Genomic DNA, 18,918 nt, shown 5'->3' with positions numbered 1-18,918 from the left:
ACAACAATGGCAAAAGTATTGATAACGGATGACGCAGCTTTTATGCGAATGCAATTAAAGGATAACCTTACAAAGTTAGGCCATGAGGTAGTAGGTGAAGCCGAGAACGGATTGGATGCGATTGAAAAATTTAATGAGTTAGCTCCTGACCTTATTACAATGGACATTACAATGCCCGAAATGAACGGGGTTGAAGCCGTTAAAGAAATAAGGAAAAATAATCTGGAGGTTAAGGTAATTATGTGCTCAGCTATGGGGCAACAAGGTATGGTTGTAGAATCTATTCAAGCGGGAGCTAATGATTTTATCGTAAAACCTTTCACCCCCGAAAGAATTAAGGAAGCTGTAGATAAAATACTATAAATTATAAAAATGAGGTGTAGAAATTGAAAAAAGGATTAAATTTTAAAAGGTTAAGGACAAAAATACTTCTTGGGTTTTCAATTATTATTGTATTAGTTCTCCTATTAGGTGTTTATAATATGTACACCACAACTAAAGCAAATAAAGAAATGAAAGAAATTACGGATCATCAATTAGCCTTATTAATTACTGATGAAAAATTAGCTGTTGATATGGTAGAAAGAACAAGTTTATTACGTGGGTATCTCTTGTATGACGACGTTAAGTACAAAAATGAATTTAAAGAAGGACTAGAGGAGAGTATAGCGCTTGAAGAAAAGGTGCTTGAATTAAGCAATTCTGAACAAGCTCAGGAGCTTGTGGATAAAAAATTTGAATGGGGAACTCTTACAGACAAAGTATTTGCAGAATATGATAGTGGCAATGAAGAAGTCGCAATGCAAATTATGGAGGAAGAAGTTCAACCACTTGCTGATGAACTAGCTGTTGGTTTTCAAAATATGGCTAGTAAAAGAGAAGCTATAATAGATGAAATGGGCCAAGAAGTTATATCGAACGGAGAAACTTCATTGTTCATAGGAATTGCAATAACGATTCTTGTCATGGTGTTAGGTATTTTAATTGCTATTTTGACTTCCCGAAGCATTACGAATCCAATTTCGACAGTTATGGAGAGAATGAAAGTTATAACAAACGGTGATTTAAGTCAAGAACCATTAGAAACAAGATCTATTGATGAAATTGGACAGCTTATTGTTGCAACGAATGAAATGAATACAAATATGCGCGAATTATTAAACCAAATAAATGAAGTGTCTGAAACAGTAAGTAGTCAAAGTGAAGAATTAACACAATCAGCAAGTGAAGTAAAGTCTGGCGCTGAGCAAATTGCTACAACAATGCAAGAATTAGCATCCGGTTCAGAGACGCAAGCAAACACTTCAAGCGAATTATCTTCTGTTATGGGGAATTTTGCTAATAAGGTTCAAGAAGCAAATGAAAATGGCGAACATATTCAGAAATCTTCAAATGAAGTGTTGGAAATGACGGACGAAGGAAGTGAATTAATGAACTCTTCCAACGAGCAAATGGCAAAAATAGATTCAATAGTACAGGATGCAGTACAAAAGGTTCAAGGGTTAGATACACAGTCACAGGAAATTTCCAAGTTAGTTTCTGTTATTAAAGATATTGCTGATCAAACAAATCTTTTGGCGTTAAATGCTGCAATTGAGGCTGCCAGAGCAGGAGAACATGGAAAAGGTTTTGCAGTAGTTGCTGATGAAGTGAGGAAACTTGCAGAACAAGTATCTATATCTGTAACAGATATAACAGATATTGTTACAAATATCCAGAATGAATCAAGTGTTGTTACAGATTCGTTGCAAGGTGGATATAAAGAGGTAGAACAAGGAACAGCACAAATTAGATCTACTGGAGAGAAATTTAGTGGGATAAGTAATGGTATTACGGAAGTGGTAAGCAGTATTAAAACTGTAACGGATAACTTATCTGAAATTGCAGCAAACAGTCAACAAATGAATGGTTCGATTCAAGAAATTGCGGCAGTATCCGAGGAATCATCTGCTGGTATAGAACAAACTTCTGCTTCATCTCAACAGACTAGTAGTTCTATGGAAGAAGTGGCAGGGAGTTCGGATGATTTAGCAAGGTTAGCCGAGAAATTAAATGGATTAGTTCGTAAATTTAAGCTTTAGATACTAGTTTTAATAATTAGAAGAAAAAAATATAATAGTTTGCTATATGAAACTATCATATTTTCCTATAATTTTACCTTAGATTACCAATATGGAGAGTAATAACTGGATTTGTTAATTAAAGAAACTGATAGTGATCATGTTATTCAACTTATTATGGATTTATTTAAAAATAAAACTTTTGACTACAAGGATTTGATTCGCTCACCAGATATTAAAGCCCAGATTACTATTAAGATTTGTAGAAGAGTAAAGTCAAGTACTCGATCTAGATATATTGTCTATATTAAGGGCCTGAAATTAAACATTTAAACAAAGCTATTGAGCTAGGAGTTCCGTTAGGATAAGGATTTTATTTAGGTAAACCTAAACAAATATAGTCTATATCAGATTATTAATAATAGGCTTTGGTAAATCCATAAATAACCGCTTTATAAAGGTTGAGTTTATGACAGTCATTTAGAATAAAAGGATAAGAAGCTGATGGAGATATTAAATCACTCGACAATTAAGGTTACTGTTTTTTTTCGATACGAGAAGGATGGGGCACCTAGAGAAAGTTTTGTGAAGTGATGTGTATAGTTGAGGTAAATATACATAAATTCTAAAAGATATGAGGGGATATTAATGACAACCAAGAAAAAAAATAAAGGCTATAGAAAAGGCTGGTTTTTTAATAAAGGTATACAAAACCAGATAATGATTCCATTTTTAATACTTATTATTTTGGCTGGTGGGATTGTTGCATTTGTTAGCTATAATTCAAGTGTGAAAATAACTACAAATGAGTTGACAAATAATGTGCAAAGTCAAATGGATGGTATGAACAACACATTTGAATTATTCTTTGACAATATTGATAATACCTTAACCCGCGTAACGTCAAATGAATTGTTAGAAGATTATCAGGTGGAAGAAACAGATGCTTTATTTCAATATTTCAAAGAAACCGGTGATTCAAATGAATCGATAAAAAATATTTATACCGGCATAGAGGAGTCTGGCGAAGTAATTATTTATCCTGATGCTGACCTAGGTGAAGATTTCAATCCGAAAGAACGGTCATGGTATAAGAAAGCTGTAGAGGCAGATGGATCCACAATATGGACGAAACCATACTTAGATGAAGCTTCTGGGGAAACAGTGGTTAGTGCGGCACAGGCATATTTCAATAATAATGAATTAATGGGTGTTGTAAGTGTAGATGTATCCGTTAATACATTACTTGCAATGATTAATAAGGTTGAAATTGGTGAATCAGGTTACTCTATTCTACTGGATCAATCAGGTAGCTATTTAGCTCACCCAAGCGAAAGCTATATTGGGCAAGACATATCTGAAAAAGACTATTACCAAAAAATTGTAGATTCAGGAGAACAAGGTATTGTAAATTATCAGACCGAGGGTGAAGACAAAATAATGGGTTTTACTAAAAACCCGACTACAGGATGGGTAATAGGTGGTACAATTAATCAGGCTGAATTTGAGAATAAGGCACAAGCTATTCTCGTCCCGATTGCTATTACATTAGGGGTTATATTTATTTTGGCAGTGGTTGTTTCGCTTACAATTACTCGTAAAATAACGAAGCCAATCAAAATTGTAATGGAAAGAATGAAATTAATTGCTAATGGTGATTTGACCCAGGAACCACTTGAAACTAAATCAAGGGATGAAGTAGGACAACTGGCTACTGCTACAAACGACATGAATAATAGTATGCGTGACTTGTTAAATCAAATAAATAAGGTATCCGAAACAGTAAGCGCCCAAAGTGAAGAATTAACTCAATCTGCAAATGAAGTGAAGGAAGGATCTGAGCAAGTTGCTACGACAATGCAGGAATTGGCTTCAGGTTCAGAAACACAAGCAAATACTTCGAGCGAGTTATCTTCTGTTATGGGTACATTTGCGGCCAGAGTTCAAGAGGCAAATTCAAATGGTGAAAGTATCCAAAACTCTTCAAGTGAAGTTTTAGGAATGACTGATGAAGGAAGCCGGTTAATGAATTCTTCAAATGAACAGATGGCAACAATTGACCAGATTGTTCAGGATGCTGTTAAAAAGGTACAAGGACTAGATACCCAGTCACAAGAAATTTCAAAACTCGTTTCTGTTATTAAAGATATCGCGGATCAAACTAACCTCCTCGCGTTAAATGCAGCTATCGAAGCTGCGAGAGCCGGTGAACATGGGAAAGGGTTTGCTGTAGTGGCAGATGAGGTAAGAAAGCTTGCGGAACAAGTAGCTGTCTCTGTAACGGATATAACTGATATTGTGTCTAACATCCAAAATGAATCAAGTGCAGTAACTGGATCATTACAAGAAGGATATCAAGAGGTAGAGAAAGGTACTAACCAAATAAAATTAACAGGTGAAAAGTTCAATGGGATTAGTGATGCTGTAACAGAAGTGGTTAGTAGTATTAAAACAGTATCTGAAAACCTATCTGAAATTGCAGCAAGCAGTGAACAGATGAATGGTTCTGTTCAAGAAATTGCAGCAGTATCTGAAGAATCAGCTGCTGGAATAGAGCAGACTTCAGCTTCGTCTCAACAAACAAGCAGTTCAATGGAAGAAGTTGCAGCTAGTTCAGACAGCCTTGCGAAGACAGCTGAAGAATTAAATGGATTAGTTCGTGAATTCAAGCTCTAGATACTAGTTTTTAAAAATTATAAGGAGTAAATATGATAGTTTACCATAGGAAGCTATCATATTTTTCTATAATTTTACCTAAGATAACGTATTCGATAGAGGGGTGTGTAGTGGATAAAAATGGAAAATAGTAAATTAGATTTGTTAATTAAAGAAACTGATTTTCATCATGTTATTCAACCTGTTATGGATTTATCGGAGAATAAAACTTTTGGCTATGAGGCTTTGATTCGTTCACCAGAATTTCAAAGTCCAGAATTACTATTCAGATATGTAGAAAAACAGAATCAATTATTCGATTTAGACATGTTATCTATATTAAAAGCTTTTAAAACCTATAGAAGAGAGTTCAGAAAATCTGACGGTTCATACTTGTTTATTAAAGTATTCCCTTCAACTCTGGTGGACCAAGCTTTTTATTACAGTTTGCAATGGATAATTGCACTTTCAAAAATAGACCCTAAATCTATTGTCTTTGTAATAAATGAACCAAGAGAAAGTATAGACTTATCCTCAATTAAAGAAATCGTGGCAGATCTGAAAAACCAAGGTTTCTTAATTGCCCTTGATAATATTATTAGTGGTACATTAACTCTAAAAGTAATTGCAGATATTGCTCCAAATTTAGTTAAATTAGATCAACATTTTGCTAAAAGTTTGAACATAACTGCTGAAAAACAAAGTTCCGTCGAAATGATGTTGCACCTTTTAGGTGAAGATATAACTTTGGTTTTGGGGGGGGTTGAAAATGAAGAAGATCTGAATAAAGCCATTGAATTAGGTGTTCCTTTAGGGCAGGGTTTTTTTCTGGGTAAACCTCAACAAATTTCAGATTATATATAAACTAAATGGTAGTCTTAATGATCAGTCATTATGAAAGGAAAATGGACATAGCATGGAAAAAGATTATCAATATTTTATAGAAAAAGTTAAAAATAAGACGGGAATCGACATTTTTTTATATAAAGAAAGACAGATGAAACGTCGCCTAACATCATTAAGTGATAAATATGGCTATTCTAACCTGCAGAGTTTCTATCATGGAATAGAAAAGGATAAGAAATTGATGGATATTTTCTTAAATCATTTGACGATTAATGTTACTGAATTTTTTCGGAATCGGAAAGAGTGGGACACGCTAGAGAATAAGCTTATACCCGATATAATTAAGGGACAAAGCAAGATAAAAGTATGGAGTGCAGCCTGTTCAACAGGGGAAGAACCCTATTCTTTAGGTATCCTTTTATCGAAGTACTTAGAGGAGTGCAAGGTCTCTATTTTAGCTACTGACTTAGACCAAACAATATTAAGTCAGGCTAAGGTTGGTTTATATTCGGAAAAATCCTTAAAAGGTTTGGCAAGGGATGAAATAAAAAACTTTATTAAAAGTAAAAATAATTATCAAATTGCGACTAATATTAAAAATATGGTTTCCTTTAAAAAACATGATTTGATAGCTGATCGTTATCAAAGTGGTTATGATATAATTGTCTGTCGTAATGTGCTTATATACTTAACGGAAGAGGCACAGGCAGGAATTATTCAAAAGTTTAGCCAATCATTAAAAATAGGTGGAATTTTATTTATAGGTTCTACTGAACGTATAAGCAACCCTGAACAATATGGGCTTGAATCTGTTAGTTCATTTTTCTTCAGGAAAATATAAACAATATTGACCAGTGAATAATAAAATAGGCGGTTCACGATAGAGTTCTTGAATAAAAAGCATAGTAAAATAGTATAAGTACTTTCTTACTGCACAAGTACAAACAAGTCTTTCGCCATTAAAGCCGTGCTCCAAGTATAATGGGTTCAAAAACTTTAATAAGAATAAGCTAGATCTTCTAATATCTTTTACAATCAGTACCAAAAGTTAATTTACCGTTGAATACCGAGAGTAATTGTATATAGTAGCTGGTCCATATTTGTCTGAGGACAGAGGGTTTTTCGGTATAATCATCTGTTTGAGAATGAGAATTATTCTCAGAAGCAACTGTACTAGTAAAGCTACATATTTAACCTACTTAAATTAAGATAATTTCAAACTAGCTTTAAACTGCTTTGGATACTAGGTACACTACTTGATTATATAAACGATAAAACTTTTTATGCTCTAGTGGTTGTAGATTTATATCATAAATAAATATAAACCTATTAATGAAGACCGGCGTTTGTGCGCTGGCCTTTTTTAAAATTCGGGTGGTGAATAGCACCGCTATTCGGGTTACCTCAATCTAACTATGTAAGATAACCGTAAAACCTTCGTCTCTTTCGTTACTTTCTCTTTCGTATAAAAAGCATAGTACCATTTTTCAAATTCCTTAGCAGGTATTGGATGACTATAAAAGTACCCTTGTCTATACACGTCCTGTCTCATCAATAATTCCATTTCCTTTGGTGTTTCTACACCTTCTATTACTACTTTCGACCCTATTTTTTCCCGAGTAATATAATAGATTCGAGTAATGAGCTAACTCTGTTATTTACTAATGAATCATTTAGGAAGGACTTATCAACCTTTAATTCTTCTATTTCGATATTCTTAATCATGTTAAGAGACGAATAACCGACACCGAAGTCGTCTTAGGAAATACCCACTCCGAGTTCATGCAGCTCAGAGATGGTATCCTTGGCATAGTCATAAAACAAAAAGGCAGACTCAGTAATTTCTAGTGTTAGTGATCCCGGAGCAATATTTTTCTTTAAAAGAATGCTTTTTAAACTGCCAATAAAGTCCGGATTCATTAGTTGCTTCGTTGATATATTGACTGAAACCGGAAAGGATGACAGGCCATTTTCTCTAAAACTTTTTATTTACCGACGCGCTTCTTCTAATACCCAATCGCCTATTCAAATTATTAATCCAGTATCTTCTGCAATTGGTATAAACTCATCTGGTCCGATTACTCCTAAATCACATTCCCAGCGTAAGAGGGCTTCTGCCCCGGCTAAGCGCCCGGTTTCCAAATCATTTGTGGCTGATAATAAACTTGTAGTTCCTCAAGTTCAATTGCCCTATGTAATCGAGTTTCCAGCATTAATCTTCTTTTCATTTTCTGCTGGAGTTCATTATCGTAAAATTGATAATTATTCTTATCGCGTTTTATAGCTAAGTACATTGCAAAATCAGCCATTTCAATTAGGCTTTCTAGGCTATTTCAAATTTGAGGAAATGAACTTATTCCGATGCTTAATGTGGAAAAAATTTCAGTTCCTTCTACTGTATATGGATGTTTCATCTCACGAATAATTCTTTCCCAATCCCTTTTACTTCGTTTATTTCGGTATTTTCCAATAGTACGAGAAATTCCTCTCCTCCCTGTCTAGAAACGACGTCTTCATTTCTTACACAATTTCTTAATCTATCGGCAATTTGTTGTAATAAAAAATCTCCCGCACGATGACCGAATGTGTCATTAACTCGCTTAAAGTTGTCAAAATCAACAAACATGACAGCGACCGATGTATTTATCTTTACAGATTCTAGCAAATAATTTTTGAAGCAATTCCGACTATGAAGACCAGTCAATTCATCTTCATAAGCTATCTTATTCAATTTTTCTCCAGCTTGCTTCTGGTTTGTTATATCGAAGATAACGCCATTTACCTTTGTGACTTTTCCTTTTTTGTCGAGGAATGGAGTGCCGCGATTCTCAAGCCAGCGAATTTCTCCATCGGATTGAATTATACGGTAGACTACTTTCGTTTTTTTACCGGACTTTTGTTTTGAATTGCATCTAACAATACCGCCGAATCATCAGGGTGAATAAAGTCCATCCATAGATCAGGATTCTTTTCAAAATCCTTCCTTGTCAAACCATAAATCTTCGCATTCCCTTCCGAGACAGTTGCTGTCCCTGTTTTTAGATATCTAGTCCAAAAAATAACATCATTATTGCTAAACAAATCTCGGATCTCTTTTTCATTATACTTAAGCTTTCCGGCCAAGTAACCAATGGATATTGAAGTAATAAATCCTACAGAATTGATGATAAGAGACTTTATAAGCTGGATACTAGATAGTGAGGAAAATGTTTGGAAGTCAAATCCAATATGAACTGCTAATATTAGTAGTAGAGCGGTGATACCACCAGTTAATCCTATATGATAGGAGAATAAAGAAACTGAAATAAGATTTAGAATCCAGAAGAATCCGGACGATACAACAGAAGTAAACAATTCGAAATAAAGGGATAATGCTAAAATAAATGTACTGCATAACTATACATAAATAGGGATCTTGTCGATGTTGTGTTTATTCACTGTGTTCACCTTTTTCTTATAATCTTTGGGTACTTGATAACTAACTATCTAATTATTGTCTGTATTCCGATGTCCTATGGCCATTTAGACCAAAAACCAGACTTGCCTTAACACCTTTTAAGTTTAGTCATTAATTATGTCTCTTCATTAAAAAGTTGTTCAATACCCCATTAGCTGTTGTCAAAGCGCAGTCCTATGACGATGTATTTTCACTATTTGAATAAAGGCGAACCGGAAGTAAAATAGGAGCTCCTTTAAGGGTGTTTCGAACGGTAGCTAGCGGCCATTGAAAAAATACGTAGTTCCTTGGGTATAAGATTACTATTATCGATTAAACGTATAGTTCTAATATACTGCTTTTGCCTACATTTTATATCTACTAAATACCAAATATATAAAGATTTTTGTTGGATTTCGGGCTCTGTCGAAAGTTAGCTAAAAAAGGCTTCAAACAACGATGGATAGACCTCATCCCATATATTCAACGATGTCAAAAAGGCTTGACTGTCTTATAAGGTGATAAGTCAACAATATTTTTAAGTTGTTTAAGTCAACTAACATTATGAGGAATTTCCTTTTACGTGTTTCACCCCCCTGTATCAAATAGGGTACAATTATGAAAATAAATTTTAAAAAAAGATTTAAACATTATCGAACCTTGCCGATATAAGTAATACATCATCATGATGAATGAATGTTATGGCCATAACATCAGAAGGACATGCGAGACATAAGGATGTGACTCGCAAAAAAATACACTTACATGGAGGTAAGAAAATATGATTATTAATCACAATATTGCGGCGTTAAATACGCACCGCCAATTATCAAACAACAACGAGGCTACACAGGGATCTCTAGAAAAACTTTCTTCAGGTCTTCGTATCAACAAAGCTGGAGATGATGCTGCAGGTCTAGCAATCTCTGAAAAAATGCGTGGACAAATTCGTGGTTTAGAGCAAGCTCAAAATAATGCTCAAGACGGTAGACTAGAAATGCCGCTCTAAGTAGTAATACTTAGATGAAAACTCCGTGAACTCGGTGGAACCCCAAACCAAACTTGCAGTGTGGATGGTGGGCAATACCGAGCCAAGCCTAATGAATTGGTGAAAGTAGTTAGGAAGGTGTAACGATCAGGTGGTGAGGATCCATACCGATAACCCACCCACGAGCGCGGGGCATCCTCAAGGGATGAAGATATGATCTGAACTTTATGGAAACATAAAGAAGCAGCGAATAAACAATCGCTGCGATAACAAATTGATTTCTCTAATCCAAACTGCTGAAGGTGCAATGAATGAATCACACTCAATCCTTCAACGTATGCGCGAATTGGCTGTACAAAGCGCCAACGATACAAATACTGATAGTGATCGTGCTGAAATGCAAAAGGAAGTAAATCAGTTAGCAAGCGCATTGACAGACATTTCTGAAGACACTGAGTTCAATACAAAATCACTTTTAGATGGTAATTTCGAAGGTAAGTTTCAGGTTGGAGCAAATGCAGACCAGAATGTTCAAGTTTCAATTGGAGATATGAGCGCTAGCGAACTAAACGCTACAAACAATACTGCAATCACTTCTGCAGATGGTGGTACTACTAATTTAAAAACTAGTGGAAATTCTGATCTTGGTAATCTGAAAACTGGCGAATACACTGCAGAAGTATCAAGTTCGGGTGTTGTTACCCTGAATAATTCTGAAGGTACTAAAATTGGTTCAGGCACACTTTCGAATTCTGGTACTAGTGCTACAATCAATGTAACAAATTCAGGATCGTTAATTGATACTACTAATGCAACAATTAGTGTAGGAATAAGTGATACTGATGATACTGCTGGAGTTGCAACAGATGCTGGAACAATTAGTATTGAAACTACAGCTGCTGGAGAAGGCGGAATTAATATTAGTACACAGGATAAGGCTAATTCGGCTATAACTACTCTTGACTCAGCTATTGAAAATGTATCAGCTGAACGTTCCAAACTCGGTGCAATACAAAACCGTTTAGATCACACTATTAATAACCTTGGAGCGTCTGCGGAAAACTTAACTGCTGCAGAATCACGTATCCGTGACGTTGATATGGCGAAAGAGATGATGAACTTTACGAAGAATAATATCCTTTCACAAGCGGCACAATCAATGTTAGCTCAAGCAAATCAGCAACCACAAGGAGTTTTACAACTTCTTCGTTAATAAATATTAATCTAAAGGGGCTCTGAACTGTCAGAGTCTCTTTTTTGTTCCTTTGAAGATTTATTTTAAAGATATTAAGTTAAACTAAATACTATTTTAGGGATAGGATTGGAAATAAAGATTCTCAAAAATTTAAAGGGTTAATATTATAGATAGATTTCCCTCTTGATAATTTGTCGAACCATGCCGATAATAAAAGAAACGATATATAATTTATAAAATTCATGGAGGGTACAATGAAATTACTATACAAGAGTGAACAATTCGATTTACATAATAACGTCGCTTCTATAACTACTATATTTGAAAAGATTAACGATTTTATTGTAGACAATGATATTGTCTTTAGTCACCTGATTGTGGATGATGTTGAGGTTTATGAAAACCACGAGGATTATTTAAAAGAGCGTATTGGTGAAATAATCAAGGTAGAGATAGTGACTAGGAGAACTAAAGAAATGATTTGGGAAACAATGACTTCTATTAATATCTATTTAGAAGGAGCGATTCCAGCTTTAAAGGTATTAGTAGATGAAAGTTATGAAAAATTCACTGGTAAAACGTGGGAAGGTATTAACCAATTAGCGGAAGGAATGCAGTGGATTTTGCAATTTACATCATTTACAAAAAATACATCTCAAAAACCATCGAATTGGACTTCTATCCAAAAAGATGTAAAAGAATGTGAAGAAAGTTTCTCTAAATTGTTCGAAGGTGTTGAAGTACAGGACACTGTATTGATTTCAGATATTTTATCCTATGAGCTAACACCTGCATACGAGGAGCTACAGAGGGATTTGGCTATATCACTTAGTGATGAGGAGTTTATGAAAAATGTTAATTGATAATACATTATTTCTCAGGGAGAAATATCCTGCAATTCGTAACTATTTTTTAGAGCGTGAGGATGATATCGAATTAAATGCTTTAGAAATATTGCAATCTAAATCAGGTTCCGAAACAATCCGTTATCAAGTAGGCGATAAACAACTCATGGTACATAGTATGTATGACCCAATGCGTGAAGCTGAACGCATTATTACTTCCCATCAAGATAAGATTAATAGTAACACGCATGTCTTTTTTTATGGGATAGGTATGGGGTATCATATAGAAAAATTTAAAGAGTTATATCCAAATAATACGTATTCTGTTTATGAGCCTGTTCCTGAGATTTTTTTAGCAATGAGCGAAAAAAGACTATTAAATCGTATCATTACAAAAGAAACAAAACATTTTTATATTGATTTACCTGAAAGTGAATCAGATGATTTTTTACAGGATTTCAGTTCAGGTAACAGAAATACCCAGATAATTTTTTTGCCTAGTTATGAGAATATAGTAAGAGATAAGGTTGAACAATTTAATCAAAAGGTTAAGAAAGTAGTTCGAAATCGTCATACGAACTTACGAACTGATACAAAGTTTCAAAAATTATGGGTAAAGAATAGTTTAATTAATTTTAGTGAGGTTTTAAATACACCAAACATGTTAAGAGATATTGACCAATCTCAATTTGATGGGAAACCAGCAATGATTGTCTCAGCCGGACCTTCACTGGCAGAGGATATTGAATACATAAGATATATCAAGGAAAATAATTTAGCATATTTATTTGCTGTAGGTTCGGCTATTAACAGTTTGATTGAATATGATGTACTGCCTGATGTTGTTTGTACATATGACCCAAAAGAAACAAATTATAAAATATTTAAAAAAATGTATGACAATAAAATGGATAATGTGCCAATGTTATTTGGTTCAAGTGTTGGGTATGAGACTTTAACAAAATATCAAGGTCCTAAGGTGCACTTCGTAACAACACAGGATAAGACATCAACATATTTTTTAGGTAAACAACTCGATTTAAAGCAAGACCTTATATCTGATTCCCCATCAATTGCCGTTATGACTTTTCAAGTTTTAAATAAACTTGGTGCTGATCCAATAATTTTTGCTGGGCAGAACTTAGGATATTTAAACAATCAACTGTATTCTAAGGGTATTGAATATGAACATAGGCGAACAACTGTTGATAAAAAACAACTAGAAAATGCTATAAAAACAAAAGATGTATATGGAAATGAAATTAAAACAAATTTAAGCTTCAATAATATGCGAGAAAATATAGAACAATATGCTGCGCTTTATAAAGATACAACATTAATTAATACTACAAAAGGTGGAGCAGCTATAAAAGGAGTTACTTTCAAACGAATTGAGGACATTCTTGAAACAACGCTAATTCTGCCAATTCAAAAAGATGAATGGTGGAATAAAAGTAATTCCTATGACATAGGCAAATTAACTGATCAACAAGAAGATTTAAACCAGAGTATTATTAAGTTTGATGACTTAATTTCTCGTTTTGAAGACTTATTAAAATCCATTCTAAAATATACAAAATTGAAAAACAAGTCAATGCTGGAAAGCTTATTTAGACAACTTGATAAGTTATATGTACAGTTAAATCAAAATATATATTATTCAAATTTTTTATCATTTTACATTCGAGCACATGTAGAATATCTTAAAAATGAGATGAGCCGATTAAAAAGTCTGAAGGATTCATTAACAAAGGGAACTGAAATTTATTATGCTTTTACTAGTTTTATAAATCAATGTAAGCAAGCTAATGCTGAATTAAAACAAATAATTAATAACAGTATACAAAGTTTTATTGACTAAATATCTATAGTTAGAATAAGTTCTTAAGAAACATTTCAGTCAAGCAGAACTAGGAAAGGGCGAAGTATACCATGAGTGTTTGGTTAGATTGGGAACAATTAAAAGGTTTGATTGAAAAAAAGAAGGTCGTGTTTTTTGGAGCTGGTGTAGAATTAGTGGAAAAGACAATACAAAAAATTAATCGATCCCCACTTTGTATTCTTGACAATAGTCAAAATATGCAAAACACAAAATTGTTTGACCAAATCAATATTACTGCACCCAAAGAGATTCATAATGAAAAAAGTGATTTTATTATTTTAATAACTACTACTGCAATTAATAGTGTAGCTTCACAGTTAACTGAAATGGGTTTTCAACCTGGAATTGACTATTTTTGTTCCCCAATATTGTTTAACCAGAAAGTTGAGCAGGACATCAAAAATATTGATCAGACATTGATCTTCACATGTTCTGATGGAGAAGACATAGACAGTTTTAAGCGCGGTGGCGGATTGTACACTTTTAATATTAAAACGGGCGATTTAACTAAACATTTTAGTGGAAGGTTAAGACAAATAACTGAATCTAAAAAATACTACTATATAGCTGACGCAATGCAAGGAATTTTGGTATTTGATAAAAAGTTGAACCACATTTCCACAATTACTACTCTTCCGGGTTCGATTACGCATGGCATTGCGTACAACGCAGATAAAGATATCCTGTATGTTGCAAATACTGGCCGTGATTCAATATCAGTAATTTGCGCAAAAAGTGGGGTACACCTTGATGAAATAAATATATCACAATTCAGTATTGATGGGCAGACTGATTGTCATCATATTAATGACTTATATTATTATGAAGGTAATTTATTCATATCAATGTTTTCGTTTAGCGGCTTATGGAGACAAGGATGTTATGATGGTGGCGTGGCTATTATGAATATAGAAATGAAGGAAACCGTTAGTTATCCTATAAAGGATTTATGGATGCCTCATTCTATTTGTTTTATCAAAGGGGATATAGTTATATTAGACAGTATGCGGGGAGATGTTTATAAAACGAGTAATAAAAAACTTGTTAACGTTAATGGATTTGCACGAGGAATAAACTTTGATGGAAACTATTACTATATCGGACAAAGTGAACAACGTCATTTTGATAGATTAAAGGATAGTGAACAAGGAATGATTCATTTAAATTGTGGTATTCATGTTTATGATGAAGTGACGAATATTGGTCGCTTTTATTCTTTTGAGAGCCTTTCCAATATCCACTCGATAGTAGTGATGGAGTAATCAGAACATTATGACTGCCTGGGACTGAGGAAAGGCATTTACTGTCTAGGCAAAACTTCCATTAACTCAATTGTAGCAATTAATACCCTATGGATTACAAATATAATAATTTCTAAATAGCTTTAATTAAAAAATGGGGAGTAATATTTAAATTACTACCCATTATTTTTGTAGTTATTATGCCGCCACTTAAATAATTCAACATCATATGGCTCATCAATATCCAAATCATATTTATCATCCATAATATACGCTGTTTCATTGTCATTTAAACTAGTATGCTGACTCAGACAAGCTATCTTATTTATGTAGATACCTCCGTTAACTTTATAGAAATTCGGATACTCCTGTCGTCTAACAGTACTGTTTATATCCAATAAGTTTTCTAATGTGTCATTATCATTAAGAGTTCTCATAAGAATTGGGTGCTCTCTGACTTTTGAAATACTAACTAGGCTGATTAGTTGAGAGTTTACAGTTTTCTCAATAGCCTCATCAATATGCCAACTTTTTCGTAATGGTTGGGTTGGTTGTAAAACCATTACATAATCGTTCTTATAACCAAGTTTTCCTTGCTCTTCAATAACGTGTAAAATGGTATCAATTGTCTTTGAGTGATCATCCGCTAGTTTAGGAGGTCTCAAATAAGGAACATCCGCTCCCAATCGTTTTGAAACTTCAGCAATTTCTTGATCGTCTGTAGACACAATTATGTCATCTAAATATTTTGATGATAGGGCTTCGTCAATTGTATATTGTATTAAGGGTTTATTATTTATTGGCACCAAATTTTTCTTTGGGATTCCTTTGCTTCCACCTCTTGCTGGAATTATTGCTAAAAAAGTTTTTCTGTTATACATAGCTACACCTACTTAGTGTATTTTATCAATAAATTTTTTCTGAATTGGTATACTCCAGAGGGTCTCATCTTCAAGTAACTTTATAAATTTTTTATCACTAGTCCCGTCGCCGAATTCAAGACTGCTTATTTCAGGATTTATTGAACTAATTGACTCTAGAACAGCTCCTTCGTTTTCCTCTATACTAATAATGTTACCTTGTTTAGTTGGGTCGTATCTTCCTTCTTGTCTATTTCCGATATTTATTGAAGAAACTCCATAAATATAAGATTCTCTAATTCCAGTACTAGAATTTCCAATTATAAATTGGGAATTTCTAAGTAAAGTTAGGAAATACTCGAAACGCATGGACGGAATTACTTTAAATTTCTCATTGTTGCTTAATCTATTGTACTCATCCAGTATGATTGAATTTCCTTCATCATTATTAGGATATATAACTATATAATTCTTTTGTGATTTAATCAGTGAATCTACTAAAATCTTTACCCTATTAGCTACTTCATTTAATTCTGTTGTTACTGGATGATACATTAATATAGCATATGTATCAAAATTGATATCATATCTATCCTTGACCTCATCTATAACAGGCAATTCATCCGACAGCATTATATCTATATCAGGGGAACCTATAATTTGTATGGAACTTTCTTTTTCTCCTAGTTGTAATACTCTTCTTTTTGCTTCTTCATTACTAACTAAATGAATATGTGAGAACTTTGTTATTGCATGTCTAATTGATTCGTCAATTGTTCCAGAGACTTCTCCCCCTTCGATATGCGTAACTTTAATATTATTAATACCTCCTACAATTGCACCAGCCAAAGCCTCTAGTCTATCACCGTGAATTACTATCATGTCTGGTTTAAACTCCTGTACATAATTGCTTAAACCTAAAATAGTGTTACTTAGAGTGATATCCATTTGAGACTGACTTTTTTGATTAATGTATTGATAAATGTTTTTAAATCCATCTTTCATAATTTCCTTCCACGTAGATCCATATTTCGCCAACATATGCATACCAGTTACGAAAACGTACAGTTCAAATTTATCGCTGTCCTCCACTTTTCTCATTAAAGATTTAATTTTTCCGTAATCAGCTCTAGTACCTGTTATAAATAGTATTTTTTTCATGATTGTTCTACCTTTCAAGAAGAAGATTCTATGTCATTCCATAATAAATGTTCATCTATTTGTATATCTCTATTAATTCTTTTTCCGATTAGACTTTTATAGTGCTCTGCCATAATTCCACCTGTTCCAGGTCGTTTAACCCAAATATTATCTTTTGTAAGGATATCACTAGCTTGTAGATTTTTGGTAGTTACTACAGTTGCGAATGCAAAATCAATTGTCACTTGTTCTTCTATTGCGGGTTCTTTTTTTCCTCCTCTCATTCTAAATATTTCCTTACTTCCATCGATCAGTTGTTTTAAATCTGATGGATCCATAGAACAAACAATATCAGGTCCTTTTCTGGATTTGTTATCTGTGAAATGTCTTTCTAATATTGATGCACCTAACGCGGTTGCAGCTAAACATGCATTATTATTTACTGTATGATCTGATAACCCGATAACAGCGCTTGGAAATTCTTGTTTTAATTGTTCCATTCCACCCAATCTAATTAGCTCAGGTGGTGTTGGGTATAGATTAGTGCAATGAAGTAAAGCATAATCTACATTATGTATTTCTAGTATTGATACGGTCTTTCTAATACTTTCGATATCATTCATTCCAGTTGATACAATCATAGGTTTACCAAAAGAAGCTATATGTTCAATGAGTGGATAATTGTTACACTCTCCGGAACCAATCTTATAAGCTTTTACATTCATGCTTTCTAAACGATCCGCTGCTGCTCTAGAAAATGGAGTACTTAAAAAAATCATCCCTTTTGATTCAACGTAATTTTTAAGTTCTCTTTCATCTTCTTCATTAAGGGCACTTTGTTCCATTACTTCATATATCGAAACATCCGTATTTCCTGGGATTACTTTTTTTGCGGCTTTACTCATTTCATCTTCAACCACATGTGTTTGGTGCTTAATAATCTCAGCACCAGTTCTATACGCTGCATCTACCATTTCTTTTGCTACAGCTAAACTACCTTCATGATTGATTCCGATTTCTGTAATGACTATCGGTTCATAGTCAAGTCCAATTTTTCGAGTGCCTATTCTTAGGTAACCGTTATTCATTGTTATTCCCCCAAATAAAGATTTCTGTTATTTTTTTCAACATTTTAGTATACAAGGTGCAATATTTATATCAAACTACAAATATAATATTATGATAGAATATAAGTATAAATTCAGTAGCCTTTAATTCTAAGCAAATATCTTGTGATTATATCAATTAATATATCGACATTAAGGTAACCAAAGTTAAACACAGAATGAGGAAAAATGAATAATAACCGGAAACATCGCCCTGATATTTGGTTTATCCCTCCGATAATTAAGTAGATAACTTGATTTTAGTATACATATCCAGTTAAGTGAAGCACATTCAAAAACTTCATTGAAGTAAAACTGGATGAGAATGGGGATGCGTATAAGATTTTAGGTTAAAATAAGGCTAAGATTAGAACCTGATATTTCGTAAATAATTATTTCTTTTTACTCCTGAATAATAAGAAATATTTGTAAAAAGAGGCTTATAAATTTAATGATGGTTCGGAGTTCGGAATTTATACCTGAATCTTTTGCAGCAAGGAGTTCAAAAATAATCTATTGGAAAAAGTGTAGTGATTAGACAAATAAAATGTTATTCATAGTAAGAGGAACTGAGATGGATATAAAAAGGTAATGTGCTAATTGGTTCAGGAGTGCATATATGCATAGGAAATTCGGTTAAAAACAGGAGAACTTTAAATTTAGA

General features: G+C 33.5%; 16 protein-coding genes and 2 pseudogenes. 10 read left to right on the top strand and 8 right to left on the bottom strand.

All coding sequences use genetic code 11. The features are described from left to right. Nucleotides 1-6 precede the first annotated feature (6 nt). From ACTWQM_RS00975 to ACTWQM_RS00955, 5 genes are all read left to right on the top strand, one after another. Nucleotides 7-363, top strand: a complete 357-nt coding sequence (locus ACTWQM_RS00975) for a response regulator (RefSeq protein WP_443256302.1) — start codon at nt 7-9, stop codon at nt 361-363. A 23-nt stretch (nt 364-386) separates the two neighbouring features. Then, complete coding sequence (locus ACTWQM_RS00970) at nt 387-2,081, top strand: methyl-accepting chemotaxis protein (RefSeq protein WP_443256301.1); 1,695 nt, start codon at nt 387-389, stop codon at nt 2,079-2,081. Between the two features lie 627 nt (nt 2,082-2,708). Then, on the top strand, nt 2,709-4,736 hold the full coding sequence (locus tag ACTWQM_RS00965; RefSeq protein WP_443256300.1) for a methyl-accepting chemotaxis protein: 2,028 nt from the start codon (nt 2,709-2,711) through the stop codon (nt 4,734-4,736). 120 nt (nt 4,737-4,856) lie between these two features. Beyond that, nucleotides 4,857-5,579: an EAL domain-containing protein gene (locus ACTWQM_RS00960; protein ID WP_443256299.1), complete on the top strand. Its 723-nt coding sequence runs from the start codon at nt 4,857-4,859 to the stop codon at nt 5,577-5,579. 52 nt (nt 5,580-5,631) lie between these two features. After that, on the top strand, nt 5,632-6,402 hold the full coding sequence (locus tag ACTWQM_RS00955; protein WP_443256298.1) for a CheR family methyltransferase: 771 nt from the start codon (nt 5,632-5,634) through the stop codon (nt 6,400-6,402). A 764-nt stretch (nt 6,403-7,166) separates the two neighbouring features. Here ACTWQM_RS00955 and ACTWQM_RS00950 read toward each other — a convergent pair. The 5 genes and pseudogenes from ACTWQM_RS00950 to ACTWQM_RS00930 all read right to left on the bottom strand — a co-directional run bounded on the left by ACTWQM_RS00950 (nt 7,167) and on the right by ACTWQM_RS00930 (nt 8,915). After that, nucleotides 7,167-7,499, bottom strand: a pseudogene (locus ACTWQM_RS00950) (EAL domain-containing protein). Between the two features lie 185 nt (nt 7,500-7,684). Then, complete coding sequence (locus ACTWQM_RS00945; RefSeq protein WP_443256297.1) at nt 7,685-7,870, bottom strand: hypothetical protein; 186 nt, start codon at nt 7,868-7,870, stop codon at nt 7,685-7,687. Nucleotides 7,871-7,971: 101 nt separating this feature from the next. Beyond that, nucleotides 7,972-8,292, bottom strand: coding sequence for a GGDEF domain-containing protein (locus tag ACTWQM_RS00940; protein ID WP_443256296.1), 321 nt, complete (start codon nt 8,290-8,292; stop codon nt 7,972-7,974). 57 nt (nt 8,293-8,349) lie between these two features. Further along, a pseudogene (locus ACTWQM_RS00935) lies at nt 8,350-8,403 on the bottom strand (hypothetical protein); the annotation flags it as partial. A gap of 29 nt (nt 8,404-8,432) precedes the next feature. Further along, the gene (locus tag ACTWQM_RS00930) at nt 8,433-8,915 is read right to left on the bottom strand and encodes a PAS domain-containing protein (protein WP_443256295.1); all 483 of its coding nucleotides are present in this window, start codon (nt 8,913-8,915) and stop codon (nt 8,433-8,435) included. A gap of 863 nt (nt 8,916-9,778) precedes the next feature. Here ACTWQM_RS00930 and ACTWQM_RS00925 point away from each other — a divergent pair. The 5 genes from ACTWQM_RS00925 to ACTWQM_RS00905 all read left to right on the top strand — a co-directional run bounded on the left by ACTWQM_RS00925 (nt 9,779) and on the right by ACTWQM_RS00905 (nt 15,169). Then, nucleotides 9,779-10,006: a flagellin N-terminal helical domain-containing protein gene (locus ACTWQM_RS00925; protein ID WP_443256294.1), complete on the top strand. Its 228-nt coding sequence runs from the start codon at nt 9,779-9,781 to the stop codon at nt 10,004-10,006. A 253-nt stretch (nt 10,007-10,259) separates the two neighbouring features. After that, nucleotides 10,260-11,198, top strand: a complete 939-nt coding sequence (locus tag ACTWQM_RS00920; protein WP_443256293.1) for a flagellin — start codon at nt 10,260-10,262, stop codon at nt 11,196-11,198. A 236-nt stretch (nt 11,199-11,434) separates the two neighbouring features. Continuing rightward, entirely contained in the window at nt 11,435-12,043 is a 609-nt protein-coding gene (locus ACTWQM_RS00915) for a hypothetical protein (protein WP_443256292.1), read from the top strand. Next, nucleotides 12,033-13,886: a motility associated factor glycosyltransferase family protein gene (locus ACTWQM_RS00910; protein WP_443256291.1), complete on the top strand. Its 1,854-nt coding sequence runs from the start codon at nt 12,033-12,035 to the stop codon at nt 13,884-13,886. Before ACTWQM_RS00915 ends, ACTWQM_RS00910 begins: the two co-directional genes overlap by 11 nt. A 71-nt stretch (nt 13,887-13,957) precedes the next feature. Further along, on the top strand, nt 13,958-15,169 hold the full coding sequence (locus ACTWQM_RS00905) for a DUF4915 domain-containing protein (RefSeq protein WP_443256290.1): 1,212 nt from the start codon (nt 13,958-13,960) through the stop codon (nt 15,167-15,169). A gap of 155 nt (nt 15,170-15,324) precedes the next feature. Here the strand turns inward: ACTWQM_RS00905 and ACTWQM_RS00900 are convergent, their stop codons facing one another. Genes ACTWQM_RS00900 through ACTWQM_RS00890 form a run of 3 tightly spaced genes read right to left on the bottom strand, consistent with a single transcriptional unit; the run spans nt 15,325 to nt 18,236 of the window. Next, nucleotides 15,325-16,029, bottom strand: a complete 705-nt coding sequence (locus tag ACTWQM_RS00900) for an acylneuraminate cytidylyltransferase family protein (RefSeq protein ID WP_443256289.1) — start codon at nt 16,027-16,029, stop codon at nt 15,325-15,327. Nucleotides 16,030-16,041: 12 nt separating this feature from the next. Then, nucleotides 16,042-17,169: a UDP-N-acetylglucosamine 2-epimerase gene (gene neuC / locus ACTWQM_RS00895; protein ID WP_443256288.1), complete on the bottom strand. Its 1,128-nt coding sequence runs from the start codon at nt 17,167-17,169 to the stop codon at nt 16,042-16,044. A 14-nt stretch (nt 17,170-17,183) separates the two neighbouring features. Next, nucleotides 17,184-18,236: an N-acetylneuraminate synthase family protein gene (locus ACTWQM_RS00890; RefSeq protein ID WP_443256287.1), complete on the bottom strand. Its 1,053-nt coding sequence runs from the start codon at nt 18,234-18,236 to the stop codon at nt 17,184-17,186. Nucleotides 18,237-18,918: the final 682 nt, after the last annotated feature.

The sequence above is a fragment of the Virgibacillus sp. L01 genome (genome assembly GCF_052246775.1).
Lineage (GTDB): Bacteria > Bacillota > Bacilli > Bacillales > Amphibacillaceae > Lentibacillus.
This window is presented reverse-complemented; position numbering and strand designations above follow the sequence as displayed.

Excerpts from the sequence above, each read along its gene's own strand:
- ACTWQM_RS00975 (WP_443256302.1), top strand. The coding sequence starts at position 7 with ATGGCAAAAGTATTGATAACGGATGACGCAGCTTTTATGCGAATGCAA.
- ACTWQM_RS00965 (WP_443256300.1), top strand. The coding sequence starts at position 2,709 with ATGACAACCAAGAAAAAAAATAAAGGCTATAGAAAAGGCTGGTTTTTT.
- ACTWQM_RS00960 (WP_443256299.1), top strand. The coding sequence starts at position 4,857 with ATGGAAAATAGTAAATTAGATTTGTTAATTAAAGAAACTGATTTTCAT.
- ACTWQM_RS00955 (WP_443256298.1), top strand. The coding sequence starts at position 5,632 with ATGGAAAAAGATTATCAATATTTTATAGAAAAAGTTAAAAATAAGACG.
- ACTWQM_RS00945 (WP_443256297.1), bottom strand. The coding sequence starts at position 7,870 with ATGGCTGATTTTGCAATGTACTTAGCTATAAAACGCGATAAGAATAAT.
- ACTWQM_RS00925 (WP_443256294.1), top strand. The coding sequence starts at position 9,779 with ATGATTATTAATCACAATATTGCGGCGTTAAATACGCACCGCCAATTA.
- ACTWQM_RS00915 (WP_443256292.1), top strand. The coding sequence starts at position 11,435 with ATGAAATTACTATACAAGAGTGAACAATTCGATTTACATAATAACGTC.
- ACTWQM_RS00910 (WP_443256291.1), top strand. The coding sequence starts at position 12,033 with ATGTTAATTGATAATACATTATTTCTCAGGGAGAAATATCCTGCAATT.
- ACTWQM_RS00905 (WP_443256290.1), top strand. The coding sequence starts at position 13,958 with ATGAGTGTTTGGTTAGATTGGGAACAATTAAAAGGTTTGATTGAAAAA.
- ACTWQM_RS00900 (WP_443256289.1), bottom strand. The coding sequence starts at position 16,029 with ATGTATAACAGAAAAACTTTTTTAGCAATAATTCCAGCAAGAGGTGGA.
- neuC (WP_443256288.1), bottom strand. The coding sequence starts at position 17,169 with ATGAAAAAAATACTATTTATAACAGGTACTAGAGCTGATTACGGAAAA.
- ACTWQM_RS00890 (WP_443256287.1), bottom strand. The coding sequence starts at position 18,236 with ATGAATAACGGTTACCTAAGAATAGGCACTCGAAAAATTGGACTTGAC.